The sequence below is a fragment of the Corynebacterium aurimucosum ATCC 700975 genome (genome assembly GCF_000022905.1).
Classification (GTDB): domain Bacteria; phylum Actinomycetota; class Actinomycetes; order Mycobacteriales; family Mycobacteriaceae; genus Corynebacterium; species Corynebacterium aurimucosum_F.
Genome location: NC_012590.1, coordinates 437,189 through 455,118, shown reverse-complemented (window position 1 = coordinate 455,118; position 17,930 = coordinate 437,189). Strand labels below are relative to the sequence as shown.

General features: G+C 66.5%; 12 protein-coding genes. 3 read left to right on the top strand and 9 right to left on the bottom strand.

Annotation, left to right across the window (positions count from 1 at the left end; genetic code table 11):
- Positions 1–8: 8 nt before the first annotated feature.
- On the bottom strand, positions 9–3,590 hold the full coding sequence (locus tag CAURI_RS02245; protein ID WP_236659328.1) for a fibrinogen-like YCDxxxxGGGW domain-containing protein: 3,582 nt from the start codon (positions 3,588–3,590) through the stop codon (positions 9–11).
- Between the two features lie 53 nt (positions 3,591–3,643).
- Positions 3,644–5,230 carry an oligosaccharide flippase family protein gene (locus CAURI_RS02240; RefSeq protein ID WP_010189606.1) on the bottom strand — a complete coding sequence of 529 codons (1,587 nt, stop codon included), beginning with the start codon at positions 5,228–5,230 and terminating at the stop codon, positions 3,644–3,646.
- 118 nt (positions 5,231–5,348) lie between these two features.
- On the opposite strand from CAURI_RS02240, the gene CAURI_RS02235 reads away from it, so the two are divergent.
- Positions 5,349–6,125, top strand: coding sequence for a hypothetical protein (locus CAURI_RS02235; protein WP_012714835.1), 777 nt, complete (start codon positions 5,349–5,351; stop codon positions 6,123–6,125).
- A gap of 33 nt (positions 6,126–6,158) precedes the next feature.
- Here the strand turns inward: CAURI_RS02235 and CAURI_RS02230 are convergent, their stop codons facing one another.
- From CAURI_RS02230 to CAURI_RS02205, 6 genes are read right to left on the bottom strand one after another with little or no spacing between them, the layout of a single operon-like run.
- Entirely contained in the window at positions 6,159–7,469 is a 1,311-nt protein-coding gene (locus CAURI_RS02230) for an O-antigen ligase family protein (RefSeq protein WP_012714834.1), read from the bottom strand.
- Positions 7,466–8,788, bottom strand: a complete 1,323-nt coding sequence (locus tag CAURI_RS02225) for a glycosyltransferase family 2 protein (RefSeq protein ID WP_010189612.1) — start codon at positions 8,786–8,788, stop codon at positions 7,466–7,468. The genes CAURI_RS02230 and CAURI_RS02225 overlap by 4 nt, the downstream gene beginning before the upstream one ends.
- A 12-nt stretch (positions 8,789–8,800) precedes the next feature.
- Positions 8,801–9,946: a GumC domain-containing protein gene (locus CAURI_RS02220; protein WP_010189613.1), complete on the bottom strand. Its 1,146-nt coding sequence runs from the start codon at positions 9,944–9,946 to the stop codon at positions 8,801–8,803.
- Between the two features lie 48 nt (positions 9,947–9,994).
- Entirely contained in the window at positions 9,995–10,876 is an 882-nt protein-coding gene (locus CAURI_RS02215; RefSeq protein ID WP_029158953.1) for a glycosyltransferase family 2 protein, read from the bottom strand.
- Entirely contained in the window at positions 10,869–11,630 is a 762-nt protein-coding gene (locus CAURI_RS02210; protein WP_012714833.1) for a CDP-alcohol phosphatidyltransferase family protein, read from the bottom strand. Before CAURI_RS02210 ends, CAURI_RS02215 begins: the two co-directional genes overlap by 8 nt.
- 6 nt (positions 11,631–11,636) lie before the next feature.
- Entirely contained in the window at positions 11,637–12,179 is a 543-nt protein-coding gene (locus tag CAURI_RS02205) for an FAD synthase family protein (RefSeq protein WP_010189619.1), read from the bottom strand.
- A gap of 306 nt (positions 12,180–12,485) precedes the next feature.
- On the opposite strand from CAURI_RS02205, the gene CAURI_RS02200 reads away from it, so the two are divergent.
- Positions 12,486–14,198, top strand: a complete 1,713-nt coding sequence (locus CAURI_RS02200) for a GTPase family protein (RefSeq protein ID WP_012714832.1) — start codon at positions 12,486–12,488, stop codon at positions 14,196–14,198.
- Positions 14,191–15,783, top strand: a complete 1,593-nt coding sequence (locus CAURI_RS02195; protein WP_012714831.1) for a GTPase — start codon at positions 14,191–14,193, stop codon at positions 15,781–15,783. Before CAURI_RS02200 ends, CAURI_RS02195 begins: the two co-directional genes overlap by 8 nt.
- Here the strand turns inward: CAURI_RS02195 and CAURI_RS02190 are convergent.
- Complete coding sequence (locus CAURI_RS02190) at positions 15,722–17,911, bottom strand: sucrose-specific PTS transporter subunit IIBC (RefSeq protein ID WP_010189635.1); 2,190 nt, start codon at positions 17,909–17,911, stop codon at positions 15,722–15,724. The genes CAURI_RS02195 and CAURI_RS02190 overlap by 62 nt on opposite strands.
- Between the last annotated feature and the right edge of the window lie 19 nt (positions 17,912–17,930).

The following is a 17,930-nucleotide window of genomic DNA, read 5'->3' as shown; positions in this document are numbered from 1 at the left end:
GATTCTCCTTATTGTTCCGCGTCTGCGTCTGCAGAAGCTGCAGCGTCAACGTCGTCGGCAGCGGCATCGTCAGTGAGCTCGGCTTCTGCGGCATCGTCATCGGCTTCTGCGACGGAATCCTCGGCGAGGTCCGCGGCGGCTTCGGCCAGCGCGGCGAGGGCGGGATCGCCCGAGGGCTCGGTGACCGTGGCGCTGAGGTCGAAGACGAAGGACGGAGCCGACTTATAATTGAGGTGGGTTTCGACGGCCAGGCGGTTGCTGCCCGCATGGAAGCGCGACAGCGGAACCTCGACGACATAGCGGTCGCGCGCGGCAACCGACGCGCTCACGGAGCTATCCGCATACGCGGTGTGGGCGACCTCAGACCGAGGCTCGCCCAAGCGGACGCGGCCGACTTCCTCGCCGTTGAGTCGCACAAGCGCGGCATCGTCGGCCCGGACCTCGAGACGCACCACCGCGTCGTCGCCGTGTTGTTCACGCAAGGCGGCGAGGTCGTCCTCAGAGAGCTCAATGTCGTTAACGAAGTACGCGGTGTTCGCGGCGTAGGTCAACGGCGTGGCAACGTCACCAGCACCCCAGCCGATGGGAGCGGCGTCCTCGTTCCAGTCTGCGACGTCGAGGGTGGTGGCCCAATCCTCGGCGGGGGCATCGGCAGCGTAGGAGTAGCGCCAGTCCGCGCCCGCGGCGATGAGCTCGCTGCGGTCCACCGGAATCTCCGTGATGGTGGCCGGTGCCGAATCCGTGACGAGCAACGACGCGTCGAAAGTCAGGGACGGGCTGGACTTGTAATTGAGGTGGGTTTCCACAGCGACGATATTTTCGCCGGGCTTCAAGTAATAGGACGGGATGTCGATCGTCGTGCGCTCCTCTGCGGCGCGCGCGGCGGAGACCACGGCATTCGCGCGGGTGGTGTCCTTCACGTCGCCCTCGTCCATGCGGACGCGTCCGACCTCGTGGCCATTGACGTAGACCACAGCGCCATCATCGGCAATGACCTTAAGCGTCGCCGTCGTAAACGCTGTCGGGTCCGCGACGTCGAAGAGATGCGCAAACCACGCGGTGACGGGGCGCTGTGCCGCGGCCGGCGTCTGGAATTCGGTGCCGAGATCCGCGCCGCCGTAACCCAGCGGCGCAGCACCCGCCTGCCATCCGTCGCGCGTGCCCTCGGTGGTATTCCACGCAGCGTCCGGCGCGCCCTGGTTATAGGAGTACTGCCAGTCCGCGCCCGCGGCGATGAGCTGAGGGTCGTCGTAGCCGAGCGAACCTGCCTCCGGCGCGACGGCCACGTGGGTCGTCGCGGAACGGTTGCCCGCCTCGTCCACTGCTCGGACGAAGTAGCGGTCATCGCCACCGCGCGGCACGGTGGCGCGCGGGCTGATCGACGTCGCGACGACGCGGTCGTCACGCAAGACCTCGTAGCTGGCGGCATCGGAAGCCTCAGCCCAGGTCAGGCCGACGGTCTTCGCAGTAGATTGGTTGAAGGTGACCTTATCCGGCACGCGGGGAGCCTCGCGGTCCTGGGCCGGGTAGCGGACGAAGCCGCCGTTCCACTGTGCTGTGGTGAGATTCGTGCGGGAACCGGTGAAGTCGCCGCCAGCCCACAGCGCGCCGTCCTCCGCGATGAACAGCGACCAGCCGCCGCCGTTGTTCGACCCCAGCATGTACGGTGAGAACTCGCCCAGCTGCTTGCCGGTCTTGGCGTCCCAGGCACCGACCCACTGGATGTTGTCGATGCGGGTGCGGGACTCGCTCAGCGTCGGCCACGAGTAGGAATCCTGGTAGGCGTTCTCATTGCAGTGGCAGCTGGCGTAGGTGACCTCGCCGTTGGAAGCGATAGTCTGCACGTCGCCGCCGTTGGAGCTCATGATGGAGCCAGAGACGCGGTTCATGCTCTGCGGCTCGTAACCGAAGAGGGAGTGCTGGGCGCCGCCAATGAAGACGAGCTCGCCAGAATCCTCGATGGCTTGCTGGTAGGTGGCGCTGGTGTCGCTGGCCTGGAACTGGAAGTCCACGGCCGGAGCGGCACCTGCGGCCGTGGTGAGGACCGCTGCTTTGTTCACCGGGTTGTCCACGGACTTCGTGAAGTAGCCCGCCGCGTAGAAACGCCCGCCGTCAGCCGAGACGTCCGTGTCCACCACGGTGCCGTTGAATTCGGGATTCCACGAGCGGTCCGGCACGCCGTCCAGGCTCACGCGGCCTGCGGAACGCGCGTAGATGTAATTGTCGCCGCCGCTGGTGAGGTGGGTGAACTTACCGCCGAGGTAAACATGGTCCCCGGAGAGAGACAGCGCCTTGACGCTGATAATGCCGTCGCGCAGACGCGAGACGACGTTGAGCGTCCACGATGCATCGATAGCGCCCGTCTTCGGATCCACGAGGACGGTGCCGCGGTGCTCTTCGCCGCCGGCGCGCAGGAAATCACCGCCGATAAGCAGCTTGCCGTTGGGCAGGACGAGGAGAGCCTTGACCTGACCGTCGAGATCCACGGCAAAGTCGCGGCGGACCTCACCCGTGGTGGCGTCGAACGCGGCGACCGCGGTGCGCGGGAGGGACTCGCCCGTCGCGTGGTTTTCTGCCGCCGTGAAATTGCCGCCCACGAAGACGGTGTCGTCTTTTTGCGCAAAGGCCTGCACGGGGGCGTTACCCTCGGTGCTACGGCCGGTCAGGTTACCTGTCACGCCCCACTGCGTGGGCGACGAGAAGCTCGAGACGACTGCGGAATTCGTTACCTCGTCGAGGCCGGCATCCGGGATGGGCTCAAATCCGGCATCGGCGTTGCTCAGCTGCGGGCGCAGATACAGCTCCGCGTACGGCAGCGCGGCATATCCATTCGTGCTCCAAATAAATGAGTCAGCCCCCGTACGGCCGACCCTTTTCCACGGGCCATAGCCGAAGCCGATCTTGTATTGCCGGGCCCGCGTGGTGGAAATATCTATGCCGCGCAGGCCGATGGCGTTGCCCATGAACCTGTCCGTACGGTCTGCGCGGTACCACAAGGGCCCATTATCGAAACGGAAGAGCGCCGGGTCCTCGGCGGAAAGCGCCCACGACCAGTTCTCCATGCGCTGCGGTTTGATATCCGCGGTCTGCCAGCGCGTACCGGAGTTATTGGTGGCACGCACGACGCGCATACCCTCGTCCAACTCGTTGATGTGCTGGCCGCTCAGCAGACCATCGATGGTCTTGGTGGGCAGCTGCGCCGGAGCGAAGTCCGCCGGGGTGCGATCACGGCTAGTGAGCGCGGAAATATCGCCTTGGCCTGCGGGGTAACGGTCCCAACCTTCGCGGCCGCGACCAATCATGACCCAGCCGCCACCGTCCATTTCCTGATCGCAGAAGAATTCCTGCGGCGCCTCCATCTGCGGGGTGAGCAGCCAGTAGGAGCCGTTCTTGGCATCAGGGTTGTCTTGTTTAATAGCCCAACAGGACGCGGCAGCTCGGTCCGGGCTGGACCCGTCCCGCGTGACGACGGCCGGGGTGTCTTGTGCCGCTGGACTCGGCGCCGGCTCCTGCGCGCCTGCGACGGGCGCGAGGATACCGGCGCACAGCGCAACCGCTGCGGCGAGAAGCGAAAATCGTGAGTGAGACATGGAGTTCTTTCTAAAGTTGTGTTTCGCTGCGAAAGCGGCACCGAGGCGCCAAGTCACGAGCGCTTTCCTTGTTTGGCGGCGACGAGCTCGCCCAGCGCTCCAAGGCGTAGCAGCGCGCGCCACCGCCAGCACACTGCGATATACGCAGCACCGCCGACCGCAAGCGCCCCGAGGAGCGCCCACAGGCTCTGGCCACCCAGCCACACCGCCACACCGGAAGCGAGGCCAAGCGTGCCGAGCACCACGGCGACGGGGGCAAGAATCTCCCGCGCCGTGAGCGCAATGCCCAGAAAGACCTTGACCTCGACGGCGGCCATGAGCGCATCAAGCACCATCGAAGCGGACCACGCCACGGCGGCGCCGATGATCCCGTAGCGCGGCATGAGCACGAAATTCGCGCCGACGTTGACGGCCAAGACGACGAGCTTGTTGAACGCGGCCCATCCACTGCGGCCGCTCATAACGAGCAGCGAGTGGATATTGCCCGCCAAGAACGTCACGGCCACGCCTGCCGCAAGAACCGCCAGCGCCGTTCCGCCCTCGCGGAACTCAGGGCCCAGCAGCCCGAGGAAGATCGGCGCGAAGAAGCCCAAAAACACGTACGCCGGCGTGCCAATGAGCACGAGCCACATCGTGGCGGTGAGGTAAAGCTCGCGGGTACGCGACATCTCGCCGCGGTGCAGCAATGCGGACAGTTGCGGGGAAACGACGACGCGCAGCGCGGCATCGACAAGCAAGCCGGCTTGAACGAAGCGGGAGGCGCCGGCGTAGATGCCTGCCGCGTGGTCGCTAAGAAGCCAGCCGGCAAGCAACACGTCGAACCACACAATGGCCTGTTCCAGTCCCGCGGACAGCGTGCGCGGGACCGCAAACCCGAAGACCTCACGGACCTGGCTCGCGCGCGGCAGCGCACGCTCCGAGGCACCATGAACCTCTTCGATACGGCGTAGGCGCCGCAGCACTAGCACGGCTGCCGCCACCGCCATGAGCGCCATGGGCAGTGCCCACGCCGCCGATGCCGCCACCGCCGCGCCACCCGCTACCGCCACGACGGCGATGAAAGGCGGACGCAGGACGGGAAGGCCGATATTTGCCACCATCACGTAGTCGCGCACTGAGCCCAGGGCACGCAGGATGGCAGCAAGGATGAGAAATACAGAGCCGAAAGGAATAAAGAGCGCAATCACGCGCACCGAGCGCGCGACCTCGGGGTTGTCAGTCCACAATAAGGGCGCGGCGATCTCCAGTGCAACAACGAGCACCAGACTCACGGCCACCGCAATGATAAGGAAGCCGTAGACGACAGGGCGAACCTGCCGCGCATCGTCGATCTTTACGCGGGGAAGAAGGTAATTTGACGTCGAATCCAGCCCGAATTTGGCAAAGGCAAGGACGACGGAAAACGCACCAGTAGCCTGAAAAATAATTCCCGCGTGTGCCGCACCAAAAAGTCGCGAAATGACGATGGTGAGGACAAAACCCAAGGCTGCGCTGGTCGCCGATCCGACAAAGCTTAAGGCTCCGCCGCGGGCGAGTTCGCGCTGCTGTGAGCCCGAGTTCTCTGCCGCCGCCGTCGCTGCGGACGCGTCGTGCGCACGGTCGTTAGCCGCGGTCTCTGCGCCAGCTCTTGGTGCGCTCATATACTTTCACTTTCTACGGCTTTTTAATAGCTATCAATAAGCCAGTTCTATTTCTTTCTAGATTCCTGTACATTCATCTCATTAACACCCTATAGGATGTCTGGATAAAATAAGAATCATGCGGGATTTTAAATACTCTTTTCATGGTCGGCAAGGTTTTTTGCGAAAAGGTTTCTCGACAAGCGTCGGAATTGCCTTGGTCGCTAGCCTCGTTGCCTGTAGCAAGGACGAGGCGGACGAGAACACCGCCACGGATGCGCCGGCCTTGGCCACTGAAAGCACCAAAGAAACACGCTCGGCGTCCGCGTCATCGACCTCGCAGGCACCTACATCTGGTGCGGCAGAAACTACCGATGCCGCGAAGGAGCTAGGGTCGGGACGCCGCGGCGGCTCGTCCGACGGGGACGCGAAGGACACGCCGCGTGCTGGCCGCGCTGCAGCACCGCACTCTCCCACCGCGACGATGGAGATGCCCGCGGGGCTTGATGCGCAGGGCGTCGGTGCGGCCCTCGCCGCAGGGCAAGAAGCCCTTACGAACCCGAGCGAGGCGCTACCGGCACGCGCCTCCGAGGCCCTGGGTGCCGACGCGCTCGAGGACGCGGAGAACCAGCGCATCGAATACGAGTCCAATGGCTGGCGCCGAGAAGGCACCGGTGAGGTCGTGGAGGCCGTCGCACTGGCGCCTGCCGACGAGGGCGCCTCGGACGGCACGACGCGCGTGGTGCGCGCCTGTGTGGACAATTCCGGGGTGCGTACCTTCGACGCCGACGGCACGGATATCACCCCGAACCTGCCGGCGAGCGAACGTCGCTCGATCACGTTGCTCACCTTCGAGCGCGTCGACGGCCAGTGGAAGCTGATGAAGACGAGCTTCCCGGACGATCCACGCTGCTAGACGCGTGACACGCCTCGCTTACGGCTCGCACCGCTAGCGAGCCCGCGCGGATGCCGCCCGAGACGCCGACGCCGCGGCGGTGCGCCGGGATGCAGGATGGAGGGGATTCTGGGTCTCGGCGGCGCGGTGGCGAAGCCCCAGGCCCAGCACCACGAGCGAAACCAGCACGCCTGTCATCATGCCGTAGAAGAAGGTCTCCACGAGCGTGGCGAGCAGAACACCGCCAAGGACGGCTCCCGCAGGGTCACGGCACGGCATGAGCGCAATCCAACCCAGCACGAAGGGCAGTAGGAACAGCACGAGACCAACGATGCCATGGGAAAACAGCACGGTCCACAGCTGACCCTGGGTACCGAGCGACGGCAGCCAGGGATATTCCGCCGGGCGCGGAGAACCAAAGCCGAAGAGCGGGGACTCGAGCGTGCGAGCCCACGTCGTGCGGTAGAGCGCCCACCGGTCGTCCGTGGAGTTCGTCGTGGAGACGCGGTTAAAGAAGCTCGCGCCCAGGGGCGAGAAATACCACGCCGTCGCGATGAGGACGAGCCCCAGTGCGGCGCTGCCCACCGCGCGCATGGCGCCACGCCGCAGAGCCTGAAAGCCCACCCACACGGCGACAACGCCCAGTCCGATAAACATGCCGCGGTTGAGCGTCGCCAAGGCCGGTGGCAGACTCACCAGCGCGATGGCCAGCACGCCCCACATGCGAGGGCTGTTGCGCACGAACCACGCGTGGAGCAGCACCAAGGGCAAGACGAGGGAATACACGTTACCCCACGTATTCGCATAGAGGAAGGGCGCGGCCGGGCGAACGTCCTGGGCGACCCAGGCATTCGGGTTCCACTGCGAAGTGCGACGGATGACCATGTCCGCGATGAGGTCGTTGTGTTTAAGGAAGCCCGGGGTCACATACGACGTGGGCGTGCGGATAACGAGTTCAGGCGCTGCCATCGCGAGGTAACCGCATGCGGTCATGCCCACGAGGAACCACACCATCGCCCGCGTCACGCGGTGCGCCGGCAGACTCCCCCGCGCCGAGTAGACGTGGACTGCGAAGACGCCGGCCGAGGCATAGAGCAACAGGCGGTAGACCGCGCCGATGATGCGCCCCGGGGTGTCGTTGAACGGCACCGAAGCAACGACCCACAGCAAAAACAACGCCCAGATAATAATCGGGACTGCGGCAACGAGTTCCCGGCGGCCGAACCACGTGACGACCATGACGGCCGCGGCCACAATCCAGATGAAGTCTCCTACTCCCAGCAGCCACCACAGCGCGTACGCGGCAAACGGAGCGAGCAACGGCCAAGCAGGCAGGCGCGCTGCGTCGTGCGCGCCCGTGCTCATGACGCCCTCGTCGCCCACCGGGCCTGCGCGTAGAGAACAGGTCCACGCAGGAAACCTCGGATTTCTTGGCGCAGCAACTGAGGGGGCATCGGCAAGCCGCTGCCCGCATTGCCTTGGACGCGCTCCGAACCCGGCGCGATGCGACGCAGGATGCGCGGAATGCGGCGTGCGAGCAAGGCGATCGCAGCGGGATGGTGCGTCACCGCCTTGGTGAGCAGCGCCGCCATGCCGGTTCCATCGCCGTACGACTGCGCGATTAGGCCGGCGACGTTCTCGCGGTGGGTGTGGTGAACGACCGCGTCGGGCGTTGTGATGATGGCGCGACCGGCACGCAGTACACGCGCGAAGGCATCGAGGTCCTCGCCGCCCTTAGTCAGGCTGCCGGCCCCCAACGCGGTGTCGAACTCGCCCATCTCGGAGAGGACGGCACGCGGATACGCCATGGAGACGCCGGCACCGACGCGCGCGGTAGTCAAGGGGAAGAAGGGGCCGCCTTCGCCCGGATCGCCCAACGCACGCACCGCCGCGGGTTGCGGGGCGCTGGCCCAGACGGTGGGGCGCACTTGCTTGGGGAAACCGCCGCGATCCTCAAAGAGGAACTGCGAGGGATAGCGCAACTGCGCGGGGAAGACGGGTCCGGTCACGGCGCCGATCTGTCCGGCGGGGGCCGCGGCGAAGACGTCAAGGATGCTGGCCATCCACTCCGGATGCACCTGCGCGTCATCGTCGCTGAACGCAATGATCTCGCCCTGGGCCGCTGCCACGCCGCGGTTGCGGGCATGGGACAAGCCGCCCCGGGGTTCGTCGACGATGCGCAAACGCGGGTCCTCGATGCCTGCCAGTGCGCGGCGGGTATCCCCCGTAGCAGGCGCGTTATCGACGACGATGACCTCAAGGTCGTTGTGTGTCTGCGCGAGCGCCGCCGCCACGGCGCGTGGGAGCAACGGGTTGCGGCCCATCGTGCACAGAATAAGGCTGGCGCTCAGCCCCGCGCCCGCACCCTGCGTCCACGCGCGCTGGACACCAGGCAGGCCGGCGGCCTCGGCTTGGGCGAGGCGGTGCAGCTCCTGCTCATCGAGCGGAACAAAAGGACTGCCAGTGACCTCGCGGTAGCCCAGCGTGTGTCCGTCTTCGCGGATGAGCACGCGGGCCTCGTGGGACGAAGGCTCGGCGTTCTCATCACCGGAGAGAATCTCCAGAGTGTCGGTGCCGCGGTCGTAAACCGCAATGGCGATAGGTGCGATATCGAGCACGTCGATATCCGCAGGGTCAGGCGTGCCGGGCTTGTCTGCGCCCGGGCGGACGGTGGAGTGCGTCATTCGTGGCCTCCCTTAGTGCTTCGCAGCGGTCGTAATGATGCCGCGCAGCGTCACGCCCACGCTCGCGAGGTCGCGCTGCAGCTCCGCGCACTGCGTCGTGGTCCAGCGCACCGGGCCCACGAGGAGCACGTCGGTTCCCTGTTGTACGGCGGCGAGCCGCTCAGCGCGGTGGGTGTCGGCCGCGAGCATCTGAGCGCCTGTGGCGTGTGTAACGGCGTCTGCAGCCGCAACGGTCTCGGCGTCCTCACCATCACGCAGCACGGTCACACCTTGGGCACCGCGGGTCGCGTGCGCCGCTTGGGCGGCGGCGAGGTCCCAGCGCTGGGCATCGCCCGCGGCGCCGACGCCGATGAACACGGGCGCGTGGAAGACGCGCTCTAGATCCGCGATCGAGCGCGGGCGGCGCATCCAGGTATAGGCCAATAAGGCAAGGACGACGCCGAAGACGAGACCGCCCAGCGCACCCGCGAGGAGGAACTTGACCGGCGACGGGGAGCGATACACCGGGTTATCCCCTGCTGCGGCGATAACACTGCCAGCATCAAAGCTCACGTAGCTCAGAGCCGCCCGGCGGTCGCGCAGCGTAGCGAGACGTTGCGACAAAATGTCCTTCTGCACGACGTTCGTCGAGGTACCAAAATCTTCTTGGGAGCGCGCGATAGCCTCATCGAGAGAGGCCTTCGTGTCCTCCACGCGGGCCCGGGTCAGGCTTACGCGCTGGCTCAGGTACGCCGTTGCCAAGGCATCGGCGCCCACGATAGCGCGGTCCTCGTCCGGGTTCGCGTATGTCAACGTCACCACGGTTCCCTCGGCATCACCGGACGCTTCCACGCCCTGGAGTTCCTCCGTGGTCCAGTCCTCGCCGAGCTTTTCTTTCGCCGCGCGCGCCGTCTCCGCAGACTTGGCGATCTGCAGCTCCGTGGAAAAGTCCACGAGCGTCGACGGCGCCTTGTCCCCCACCAGCGGGTCGGCACTCACGGCGGCGACGTTGACTTGGGTACTCGCCACGTAATTGCACGGCGTAACCACCAGGTACACCGCCGCGGCGATGAGCCCCGCCACGATGCCGACGGCAATCCACCGCGGGCGCTGGGTGAGCGCAGCCCACAAGACGTCAAAACCCACGGCGTCAGACGGGGCATTTCGGGTGTCGTTCATGAATTTACGATCCTCAATCAAAGGGGACGGACAGAAAAGATGATAAGGTCAGGCAGAAATATCGCGCGCCCACGCAAGACGCGAACGCAGGCGATGTTCCAGGGCGGCGTGCTGGACGGGGCCTAGGCGGCGACCAGCGGTGCGAATGAGGTCGGCGAAGTGCGCCAGTTCCCGTTCGCGAGTCGAGGCGTCATGCTGCGCGAGGGTGACAATGCGGGTGAGACGCTCGCCTACGAGCGCCGCGCTCAAGTCCCCGAAAGCCTCCGCCTGGTCCGCGTTATCCCAGGACGCGCTGCGCCACGTAGTCGACGCCGTGATCTGATCCGGGTGGACGCGGTACTTGAGCCCCCACACGCCCAGGCGGCGCAGGCGGAAGCCCGCGCTGACGGCGCGCATCCACAAGTCATAATCCTCGGCGGGCACCGCGCGGTAGCCGCGTACGGAGTCGAGTGCCGCACGCGTCGCAACCATCGCTGGGTGCGAGACGGGATTCGTCAGGAGCAGGTGCAGGCCAAACGCCGCCGGGGTAATGCCCAGTGGCACCGCGGGACGCGTCCGCGCCCCTGTGGTGTAGAGGACCTGGTTAAACACGATGTCCGCGCCACGTCCGAGTGCAGGCAGCGCGCTGCGGAAGCGCCACGGCAGCGTGATGTCGTCGGCGTCCATGCGCCCCACCAACTCGGAGTCCGTGTGCGCGAGAAGCCAGTTCAGCGCTACGGCGATGCCACCAGAGGGCGGCTGGGATTCCACACGCAGACGCGCATCGCCCCGGCCTGCGTCCGCCGCGCGGGCCGCCGTCGCGTCAGTGGAGCCGTCGTCGAGGACGACGAGCTCCGCGTCGCGCGGTAAGGCCCGCAGCGTCGAGGAGACCGCCTCACCGACGGTGTTCTGCGCGTTGCGGGCCGGCAGGAGGACGCTGAGCCTAGGCATGAGCACCTCCAGAGGGGACATCGGCAAGCTCCGCTGCGGCGCGGTCGACGGCCGAGAGATCTTTAAAACGGCGCGTGAGCGAAACCGCAGAGTGCGCCGCGGCGACGGCGGCGAGTAGTCCGTAGACCACGGCAAAGGCCGGCGCCCAGCCCCAGAAGACAAAGCTCCAGCACAGCACACCTGGGTCGGTAGGCAACAAAATCCACGAGCGCAGGTTGCCGCCGCGAGTCTGCTGCGCGCCTGCCTTGCGCACCAGCGCCTCAGCAAGAATCTGGCTGAGGAACTGCCCACTCGTCACAACGGAGTACCCGAGCGCCACCAAGGCCAGCCATGAGTACGGGCCCTCGTGGGCCGTGACCGCGATGGCCACGGCCACGTGAACGAGCGGCGAGCGAAACGCGTCGACGACGTGGTCAACCCACTCGCCCGACTTCGACGACAGCTTGGACACGCGCGCCAGTTGGCCGTCCGCGGAGTCAAAAAGGAAGCCCAGCGCGAGCAGGACTGCAGCAAGTACGCCCGTCGACACGGCAAACGGCGCGAAGATGAGCACGAGCATGCCCGCCACCGACAGGCACGCGGAGATGGCCGTGACCTGGTTCGGCGTCCAGCGCAGCTGATAGCCCAGCGCCGCAATCACGCGGGCACCGCGCCGGTTGACCCAGCGCATATACGCGGGTACGCCTTGCGCGGGCTTCTGCGCGGCGTCAAGCTGCGCGATCGCCCAGCTAAAACGAGACTGTGTCGTCGCCATCGGTCCTTATGCCTCTTCCCGTGCGGCACCAGCGCCGGTGAGCGCCACGTCGCGCTCCGCGATTTCGTGGGCCAGGAACTTACGCAACATCGTCGACGAGGTCGACTTCGTGTACGGCAAGTAGACCACGCGGGCACCGACCTCAGCGAGCTCAGCCTCCAGGCGCGCACCCTTTTCCGTACCCTTCCAGTCGTCGCCCTTGAAGAGCACGTCAAAGTGCACTTCTTCCCACGCGACTCGCTTGTCCTGGTCATGGTCGGCGATCACGCCGTCGACGAAGCTCAAGCTGCGCACGAGCTCCATGCGCTCAGCGTGCGGGACGATGGGAGCACGGTTCTTCATGCGAATGAGCGACTCGTCGGTGGCCACGCCGGCAATGAGCGTGGTGCACAGCTTGCGCGAGGCGCGCAGAATGTTGAGGTGGCCGATGTGGAGCATATCGAAGCCGCCTGGAACATAGCCCACGATGGACTCGAGGGCAGGTTCGGCGAGGAGTTCCTCGACGGTGGTGCGGGTGGTCGCAGTGCGGTCGGCGTGGTGGTCGTTCACAGCGTTCGTGCTTTCTCTTCGTGGTCGTGCGCTCGCGCGCGCACTGGGTGCGCGCCGGAAGTCGTGGGACTTCTCTCCCTTCCCGGCCCAGGCTCCAAAGTCCCGGGCGGATATCGGAGAAAGATATCCGCAAAGCCGTGGAATTTCTAAATTAGATTAATCCGAAATTCGGGATAAATATAACTGTTTCATTCACAGTAGCCTTTATTGCAATAAAGTAAAAGACGCACCAAAAGAATTTCTCGTTCTCGGTTCGTTGCACACTCGTTGCCCCGCCGCCCCCGCCGCGCACCGATTACTGCGACAATGGAACCCGTGACTGATAATTCTCGCCCATTTCCCTCCCCGGCCGACTCCGGCGCCGCCGAGGTGCACGCGACAGGCCTGCCGAGCCTCGAGCGCCTGCGCGCCGCCCTCGCGACCTCGCCCCTGCCCGGCGCCGCGCCGTTGCTCCATCAGGTCGATGACTATATCGCGCCGCGCCTGGCCAACCTCGACGCTCCGCTGCTCGCCGTCGTGGGCGGCTCCACCGGCTCCGGCAAGTCCACGCTGGTCAACGGTGTGCTCCACGAGGAGGTAACGACGTCAGGCGTCATTCGCCCGACGACGCGGCAGCCCTCGCTTATCGCGCATCCTTCGGACGCGGAGTACTTCGGCGCGCCGCACGTCCTGCCTGGGCTTGCGCGCGAGCACGGCGAGGCGAACCCACAGGCGACGACGTTGCGCATCGTGTCCACCGAGGCCGTGCCCGCGGGCCTCGCGCTCATCGACGCGCCGGACTTCGACTCCATCGACGACACGAACCGCGCCCTCGCCTCGCAGCTCCTCGCCGCCGCGGACCTGTGGATCTTCGTGACGACGCCAGCGCGCTACGCCGATAACCTCGTGTGGCAGTTCCTCGAGGACGCCGCTGCCCGCAACATCGAGGTCGTCGTGGTCCTCAACCGCGTCGACGAGGACGCGCTCGCTACCGTCCCCGCGGACCTGCAGCGCATGCTCGCCGAGCACAACCTCGGTGCCGAGTTTTTCGTCGTGCCGGACCAAGGTCCTCTCGAGGGCTTGCTGCCCGCCGCGCGCACGGCCGACCTGCGCGCGTACCTCGAGCGCTTGGCTGCCGATACCGCCGCGCGCCACCAGCTGGCCGCCCGCACCGTCGCAGGCGCCCTGGCCAAGGTCGCCGCAGGCACAGAGACGCTCGCCGCGGAGCAAGAGTCTCGCACGGACTTCGCCGCGCATATCGACGAGGTCGTCGCCGGGCACTACGCCGACGCCCGCGCCCACGTCGAGGACGTCACCCGCGATGGCAACCTCTTGCGCACCGAGGTCCTCGCCCGCTGGCAGGACTTCGTGGGCACCTCGGATGCTTTCCGCGCGGTCGACCGCTGGTTCTCTGCGACCCTCGACCGAATCGGATCCTTCTTCACCGGCAAGCCCGCACCTGTACGCGAGGTCGAGACCGAAATCGAAGCCGGTCTCCACGGCGTCATCATCGACGGCGCCGAGACCGCCGCAGCCCGCGCGTGGTCGTACCTCGGGTCCTCCGCGCCCGAGCTGCGCGCCGCCGCATCCCCAGGCCTCGCCCACGCCAGCGCCGATATTTCCGAGCGCGCCGCCCTCCTCGTGCGCGAATGGCAGGCCGAGCTCGTCTCCGACATCGAGGAAAACGCCGCGGGCAAGCGCATGACCGCGCGTCTCGCCTCGCTGGGTGTTAACGCCGTGACCGTCGCGCTCATGGTCGTCGTCTTCGCCTCGACTGCGGGACTTACCGGCGGCGAGATCGCCATCGCTGGCGGCTCCGCCGTCGTGGGCCAGAAGCTGCTCGAGACCATCTTCGGCGAGGACACCGTGCGTCGCATGGCCAAAGCCGCCCGCGAACGCCTCGACGAGCGCGTCGGCGCACTCATGGATTCCGAGCGCGAGCGCTACAACACCGTGACCGCGCCGCTCACGGAGGGCCCCTCCGCAGACGAGCTGCGCGCGGCCGCCACCGCCGCCACCGAGGAGGTCCGCAATGTTTAACCGTTCCCACTCCCTGTCCGAGCGTCTCGACGCCCTCGACCGCGCCGCCGAGTCCGGCGGCGAGTTCTTCACGCCCGAGCAGCACGCCGCCATCTCCCGCGTCCGCGAGTCCGCCGCCGCCCGGCGCGCGCTGTCCGCCGAGCACACGGTGGTCGGCTTCTTTGGTGCCACCGGCTCCGGCAAGACCTCGCTGTTTAATGCCGTGGTCGGCGAGGATCTCGGCGCCTCCTCGCCACGCCGCCCCACCACGTCGTCGCCGCTCGCCGCCGTGTGGCACCCCGAGGGCTCCTCCGAGCTGCTCGATTGGCTCGACGTCGAAGACCGTCGCAACCGCCTCGGCGACTTCGCTCCCAAGGCCGGCCCGCTCATCCTCCTCGACCTGCCGGACTTCGACTCAGTCGAAGCCTCCAACCGCGCGATCGCCACGCGCCTCGCGGGCCAGGTCGACGTCCTCGTCTGGGTCACGGACCCCGAAAAATACGCGGACAACATCATCCACGACGACTTCATCCGCCCGCACGCCTCGCACTCGGCGGTCACCCTCGCGGTCCTCAACAAAGCGGACAAGCTTGCCGATGCCGACGTCCCCACCATCGCCGACTCCCTCGCCGAGCTCCTGTGCGAGGACGGCCTCACCAAGGTCAAGGTCGTGCCCACCTCCGCGAAGACTGGCCTTGGCGTCGACGACCTGCGCACAGCCATCGCCAAGGTCGCCGCGGCCCACAACGCGCAGACCGTCCGCATCGAGGCCGACCTCGACACGGTCACCGCCGCGTGGGCCGACGAACGCGCACCCAAGGACGTGCCCGCGAAAGCCAAGAAGGAACTCGACGAACACCTCGCCACCGCCGCTGGCGCCGAGCGCCTCGCCGCCGCGACGGCTGCCGCCTACCGCAAGCGCCTGGGCCAGACCACCGGCTGGCTGCTCACCTCCTGGATGCTGCGCTTGCGCGCCGACCCGCTGCGCCGCCTCGGCCTGCGCGAGGCCTCGGACGACACGGGTGTGCACCGCACCTCCCTGCCGCCGCTCGACGCGGCAGGCCGCGCCCGGGCCAACAAGGGCCTGCGCTCCTACGCCGCGGCCGCCGCGGACGGCCTCTCCCCCGCCTGGGCCAATGCCGTCGCCGACCGCGCGGAGTCCATCACCGATACGCTTCCCGATGCCCTCGACCGCGCCGCCGCCCGCACCCGCCTGCCCGCACAGCCCTCGAAGGCCTGGGGCATCCTCACCTTCATCCAGTGGCTCGCACTCCTCGCTGCCCTCGTGGGCGTGCTGTGGTACCTCGCCGCGGCCTTCATCCCCGGCGCACTCACGCCGCTCCTCGGCGCAGACCTCACCCCGGAAATCGAGGGCTGGCCGTACCCCACGCTGCTCATTCTGGGCGGCCTCCTCCTCGGCATCGTGCTGGGACTCATCTCGGCAGCCTTTGGCGGCGCCATCGGCGCCGGCGTCAAGGCCCGCACCCGGCGCGCCCTGCGCAAGGAAATCGCCGCAACCTCGCAGGAGCTCATCGTCGAACCGCTCAGTGAACTGCGCTCGAGATACGGCGCATTCCTCGACGACATCCACGCCGCCGCGCGCTAACCCCCCCACACGCGAACCGGTTGCCTTGAAGGATTTCACGACAACGAAGGGCCCACAAATCCCGGATTTCGGTTCCTTGATTGTCGCGAAAAGCAGCAACGCCGCCCAGCGCATGCTGGACGGCGAGGAAGCTAGACGGGGTTAGGCGGGGGGCATCGGCAGGCTCGGGTTTCGGGGCAACCGTAGCGAGCGGGTCACCGAAGTCGATGGTCTCGCCCGCCATGTAGGTCGGGAGCACCGGGCCGGTCTTCTTCGAGTTGGACACGACGACCGGAGTGGTCACCGGGTAGCCGGCGGCCTTGATGGCTTCGATGTCGAACTCGCACAGGACGTCGCCGACCTTGACCTCGTCGCCCTTCTTCACGTGCGGGGTGAAGTGCTGGCCCTTGAGGTTCACGGTGTCGAAACCGATGTGCATGAGGATGTCCACGTTCTTGCCCGCGGCGTCCTTGCCGCGCACGGCGTAGGCGTGGCCAGACGGGAACGTGACGGTCACCGTGCCGTCGATGGGCGCGACGAGCGTGCCCACGGTCGGCTCCACGGCGGCACCGGCGCCGAGCTTGCCCGCAGCAAACATCGGGTCAGACACGGAAGACAGCGCGATGGCTGTGCCGGACAGCGGCGAGGCGATGCGGAAAGCGTTCGGGTCGGCGACAGCCGACGGGGCGGCACCGTCGGTGGCAGCGGCCGGGACGTCGGTCGCGTCAGGATCAATGGTGCCATTGCGGGAGATGAGCACGCGGCCATACGCGAAGGTTGCGCCAAAGGCCACCACGAGGGAAAGCACGCAGCACAGCAGGAACTGGCCGTAGTCCTCCGGACGGATGGACACGACGCCGATGAAGCCAGCGGCACCGAGCGCGGTGGCCTTGACGTCGAGGAGGGCGACCATCATGGAGGCAATAGCGGAGGCGCCCATGCCGATGTAGAACGGCCAGCGCAGGCGCAGGTTCACACCGAAGATAGCGGGCTCGGTAATTCCAAAGAGTGCGGAGATACCGGATGCGCCGGCCAGGCCCTTCATCTTGTCAGACTTGGTCAGGAAGTAGATGGCCAGCGCCGCGCCGCCCATGGCGATATTGGCCGTGGACGCCGTCGGGAAGACGAAGGAACCGCCCTCGTTCCACAGCATCGTCTCGATGGGCGGGAAGGACTGGTGCAGACCCGTGATCACGATCGGCGAGTAGACGAGACCGAAGAGGAAGCCGGCCACAGGACCCGCGAACTCGGCGAGGTTCGCCAAGCCCAGGCCCAGCCAGTCGCCCGCGGTACGCAGGAACGGGCCGATGAGCGCAAACGTAATGAAGCCCGTGACCAACAGCGTGAGCAGCGGGGTGAGCATGAAGTCCACGGTGCCCTTGAGGCGCTTGTGGAGCCACTTCTCGATGGTCGCGAGGATCCAGGAAATAACGAGCGTCGGAAGAATGGAACCCTGGTAGCCGGCCTGCGCGACGTCGAGGCCGAAGATGTGCCAATACGGCATCTCGCCGGCCTCGATGGTCGCAGCCACGTTATAACCGTTGACGAGGTCCGGCATCACCATGGCCATCGCCATACCCGCGCCGAGGAACTCGTTGCCGCCAAAGCGCTTCGTTGCGGTAAAGCCCACGAGGACGGGCAGGAACGCAAACGGCGCGGACGCCAGCAGGTTAATAAGACCGGCAACATCTGCCATGGCCGGGAACATCTCAATAACGGACTGCTCGCCAAACAAACCATTGACGGTCAGGACGTTATTGAGCGCCATGAGCAGACCGCCACCGACCAGAATCGGGATGAGCGGCACAAAGATATCGGCCAGCACCTTCACGGCACGCGAGAAGCGGTTGCCCGAGCCCGCCGCGATGTCTTTGAGGTTATCCGTCGACACGGCGATGTCCTTGGACGTCGCCTTGTTGATTTCGTCGAACACGACGTTGACGTCGCCCGGGCCGACGATGACCTGGAACATGCCTCCGGCCTCAAAAATGCCTTTGAGGTCCGGATCGTTTTCCAGGGCGGCCTTGTCGACTTTCTTGCTGTCTTTGAGCACCATGCGCAGGCGGGTGGCGCAGTGTGCGAGCGCCACGATATTGTCTTCGCCGCCGATAGCGGAGAGTATTCGCGCCGCGACCTGTGAGTGATCCATTCCGGCGTGCCTCCTCGGA

What these genes read in the sequence shown, in the direction of transcription:
- CAURI_RS02200 (WP_012714832.1), top strand. Translation starts at nt 12,486, where the DNA reads ATGGAACCCGTGACTGATAATTCTCGCCCATTTCCCTCCCCGGCCGAC.
- CAURI_RS02210 (WP_012714833.1), bottom strand. Translation starts at nt 11,630, where the DNA reads ATGGCGACGACACAGTCTCGTTTTAGCTGGGCGATCGCGCAGCTTGAC.
- CAURI_RS02240 (WP_010189606.1), bottom strand. Translation starts at nt 5,230, where the DNA reads ATGAGCGCACCAAGAGCTGGCGCAGAGACCGCGGCTAACGACCGTGCG.
- CAURI_RS02190 (WP_010189635.1), bottom strand. Translation starts at nt 17,911, where the DNA reads ATGGATCACTCACAGGTCGCGGCGCGAATACTCTCCGCTATCGGCGGC.
- CAURI_RS02220 (WP_010189613.1), bottom strand. Translation starts at nt 9,946, where the DNA reads ATGAACGACACCCGAAATGCCCCGTCTGACGCCGTGGGTTTTGACGTC.
- CAURI_RS02245 (WP_236659328.1), bottom strand. Translation starts at nt 3,590, where the DNA reads ATGTCTCACTCACGATTTTCGCTTCTCGCCGCAGCGGTTGCGCTGTGC.
- CAURI_RS02225 (WP_010189612.1), bottom strand. Translation starts at nt 8,788, where the DNA reads ATGACGCACTCCACCGTCCGCCCGGGCGCAGACAAGCCCGGCACGCCT.
- CAURI_RS02235 (WP_012714835.1), top strand. Translation starts at nt 5,349, where the DNA reads ATGCGGGATTTTAAATACTCTTTTCATGGTCGGCAAGGTTTTTTGCGA.
- CAURI_RS02230 (WP_012714834.1), bottom strand. Translation starts at nt 7,469, where the DNA reads ATGAGCACGGGCGCGCACGACGCAGCGCGCCTGCCTGCTTGGCCGTTG.
- CAURI_RS02215 (WP_029158953.1), bottom strand. Translation starts at nt 10,876, where the DNA reads ATGCCTAGGCTCAGCGTCCTCCTGCCGGCCCGCAACGCGCAGAACACC.
- CAURI_RS02195 (WP_012714831.1), top strand. Translation starts at nt 14,191, where the DNA reads ATGTTTAACCGTTCCCACTCCCTGTCCGAGCGTCTCGACGCCCTCGAC.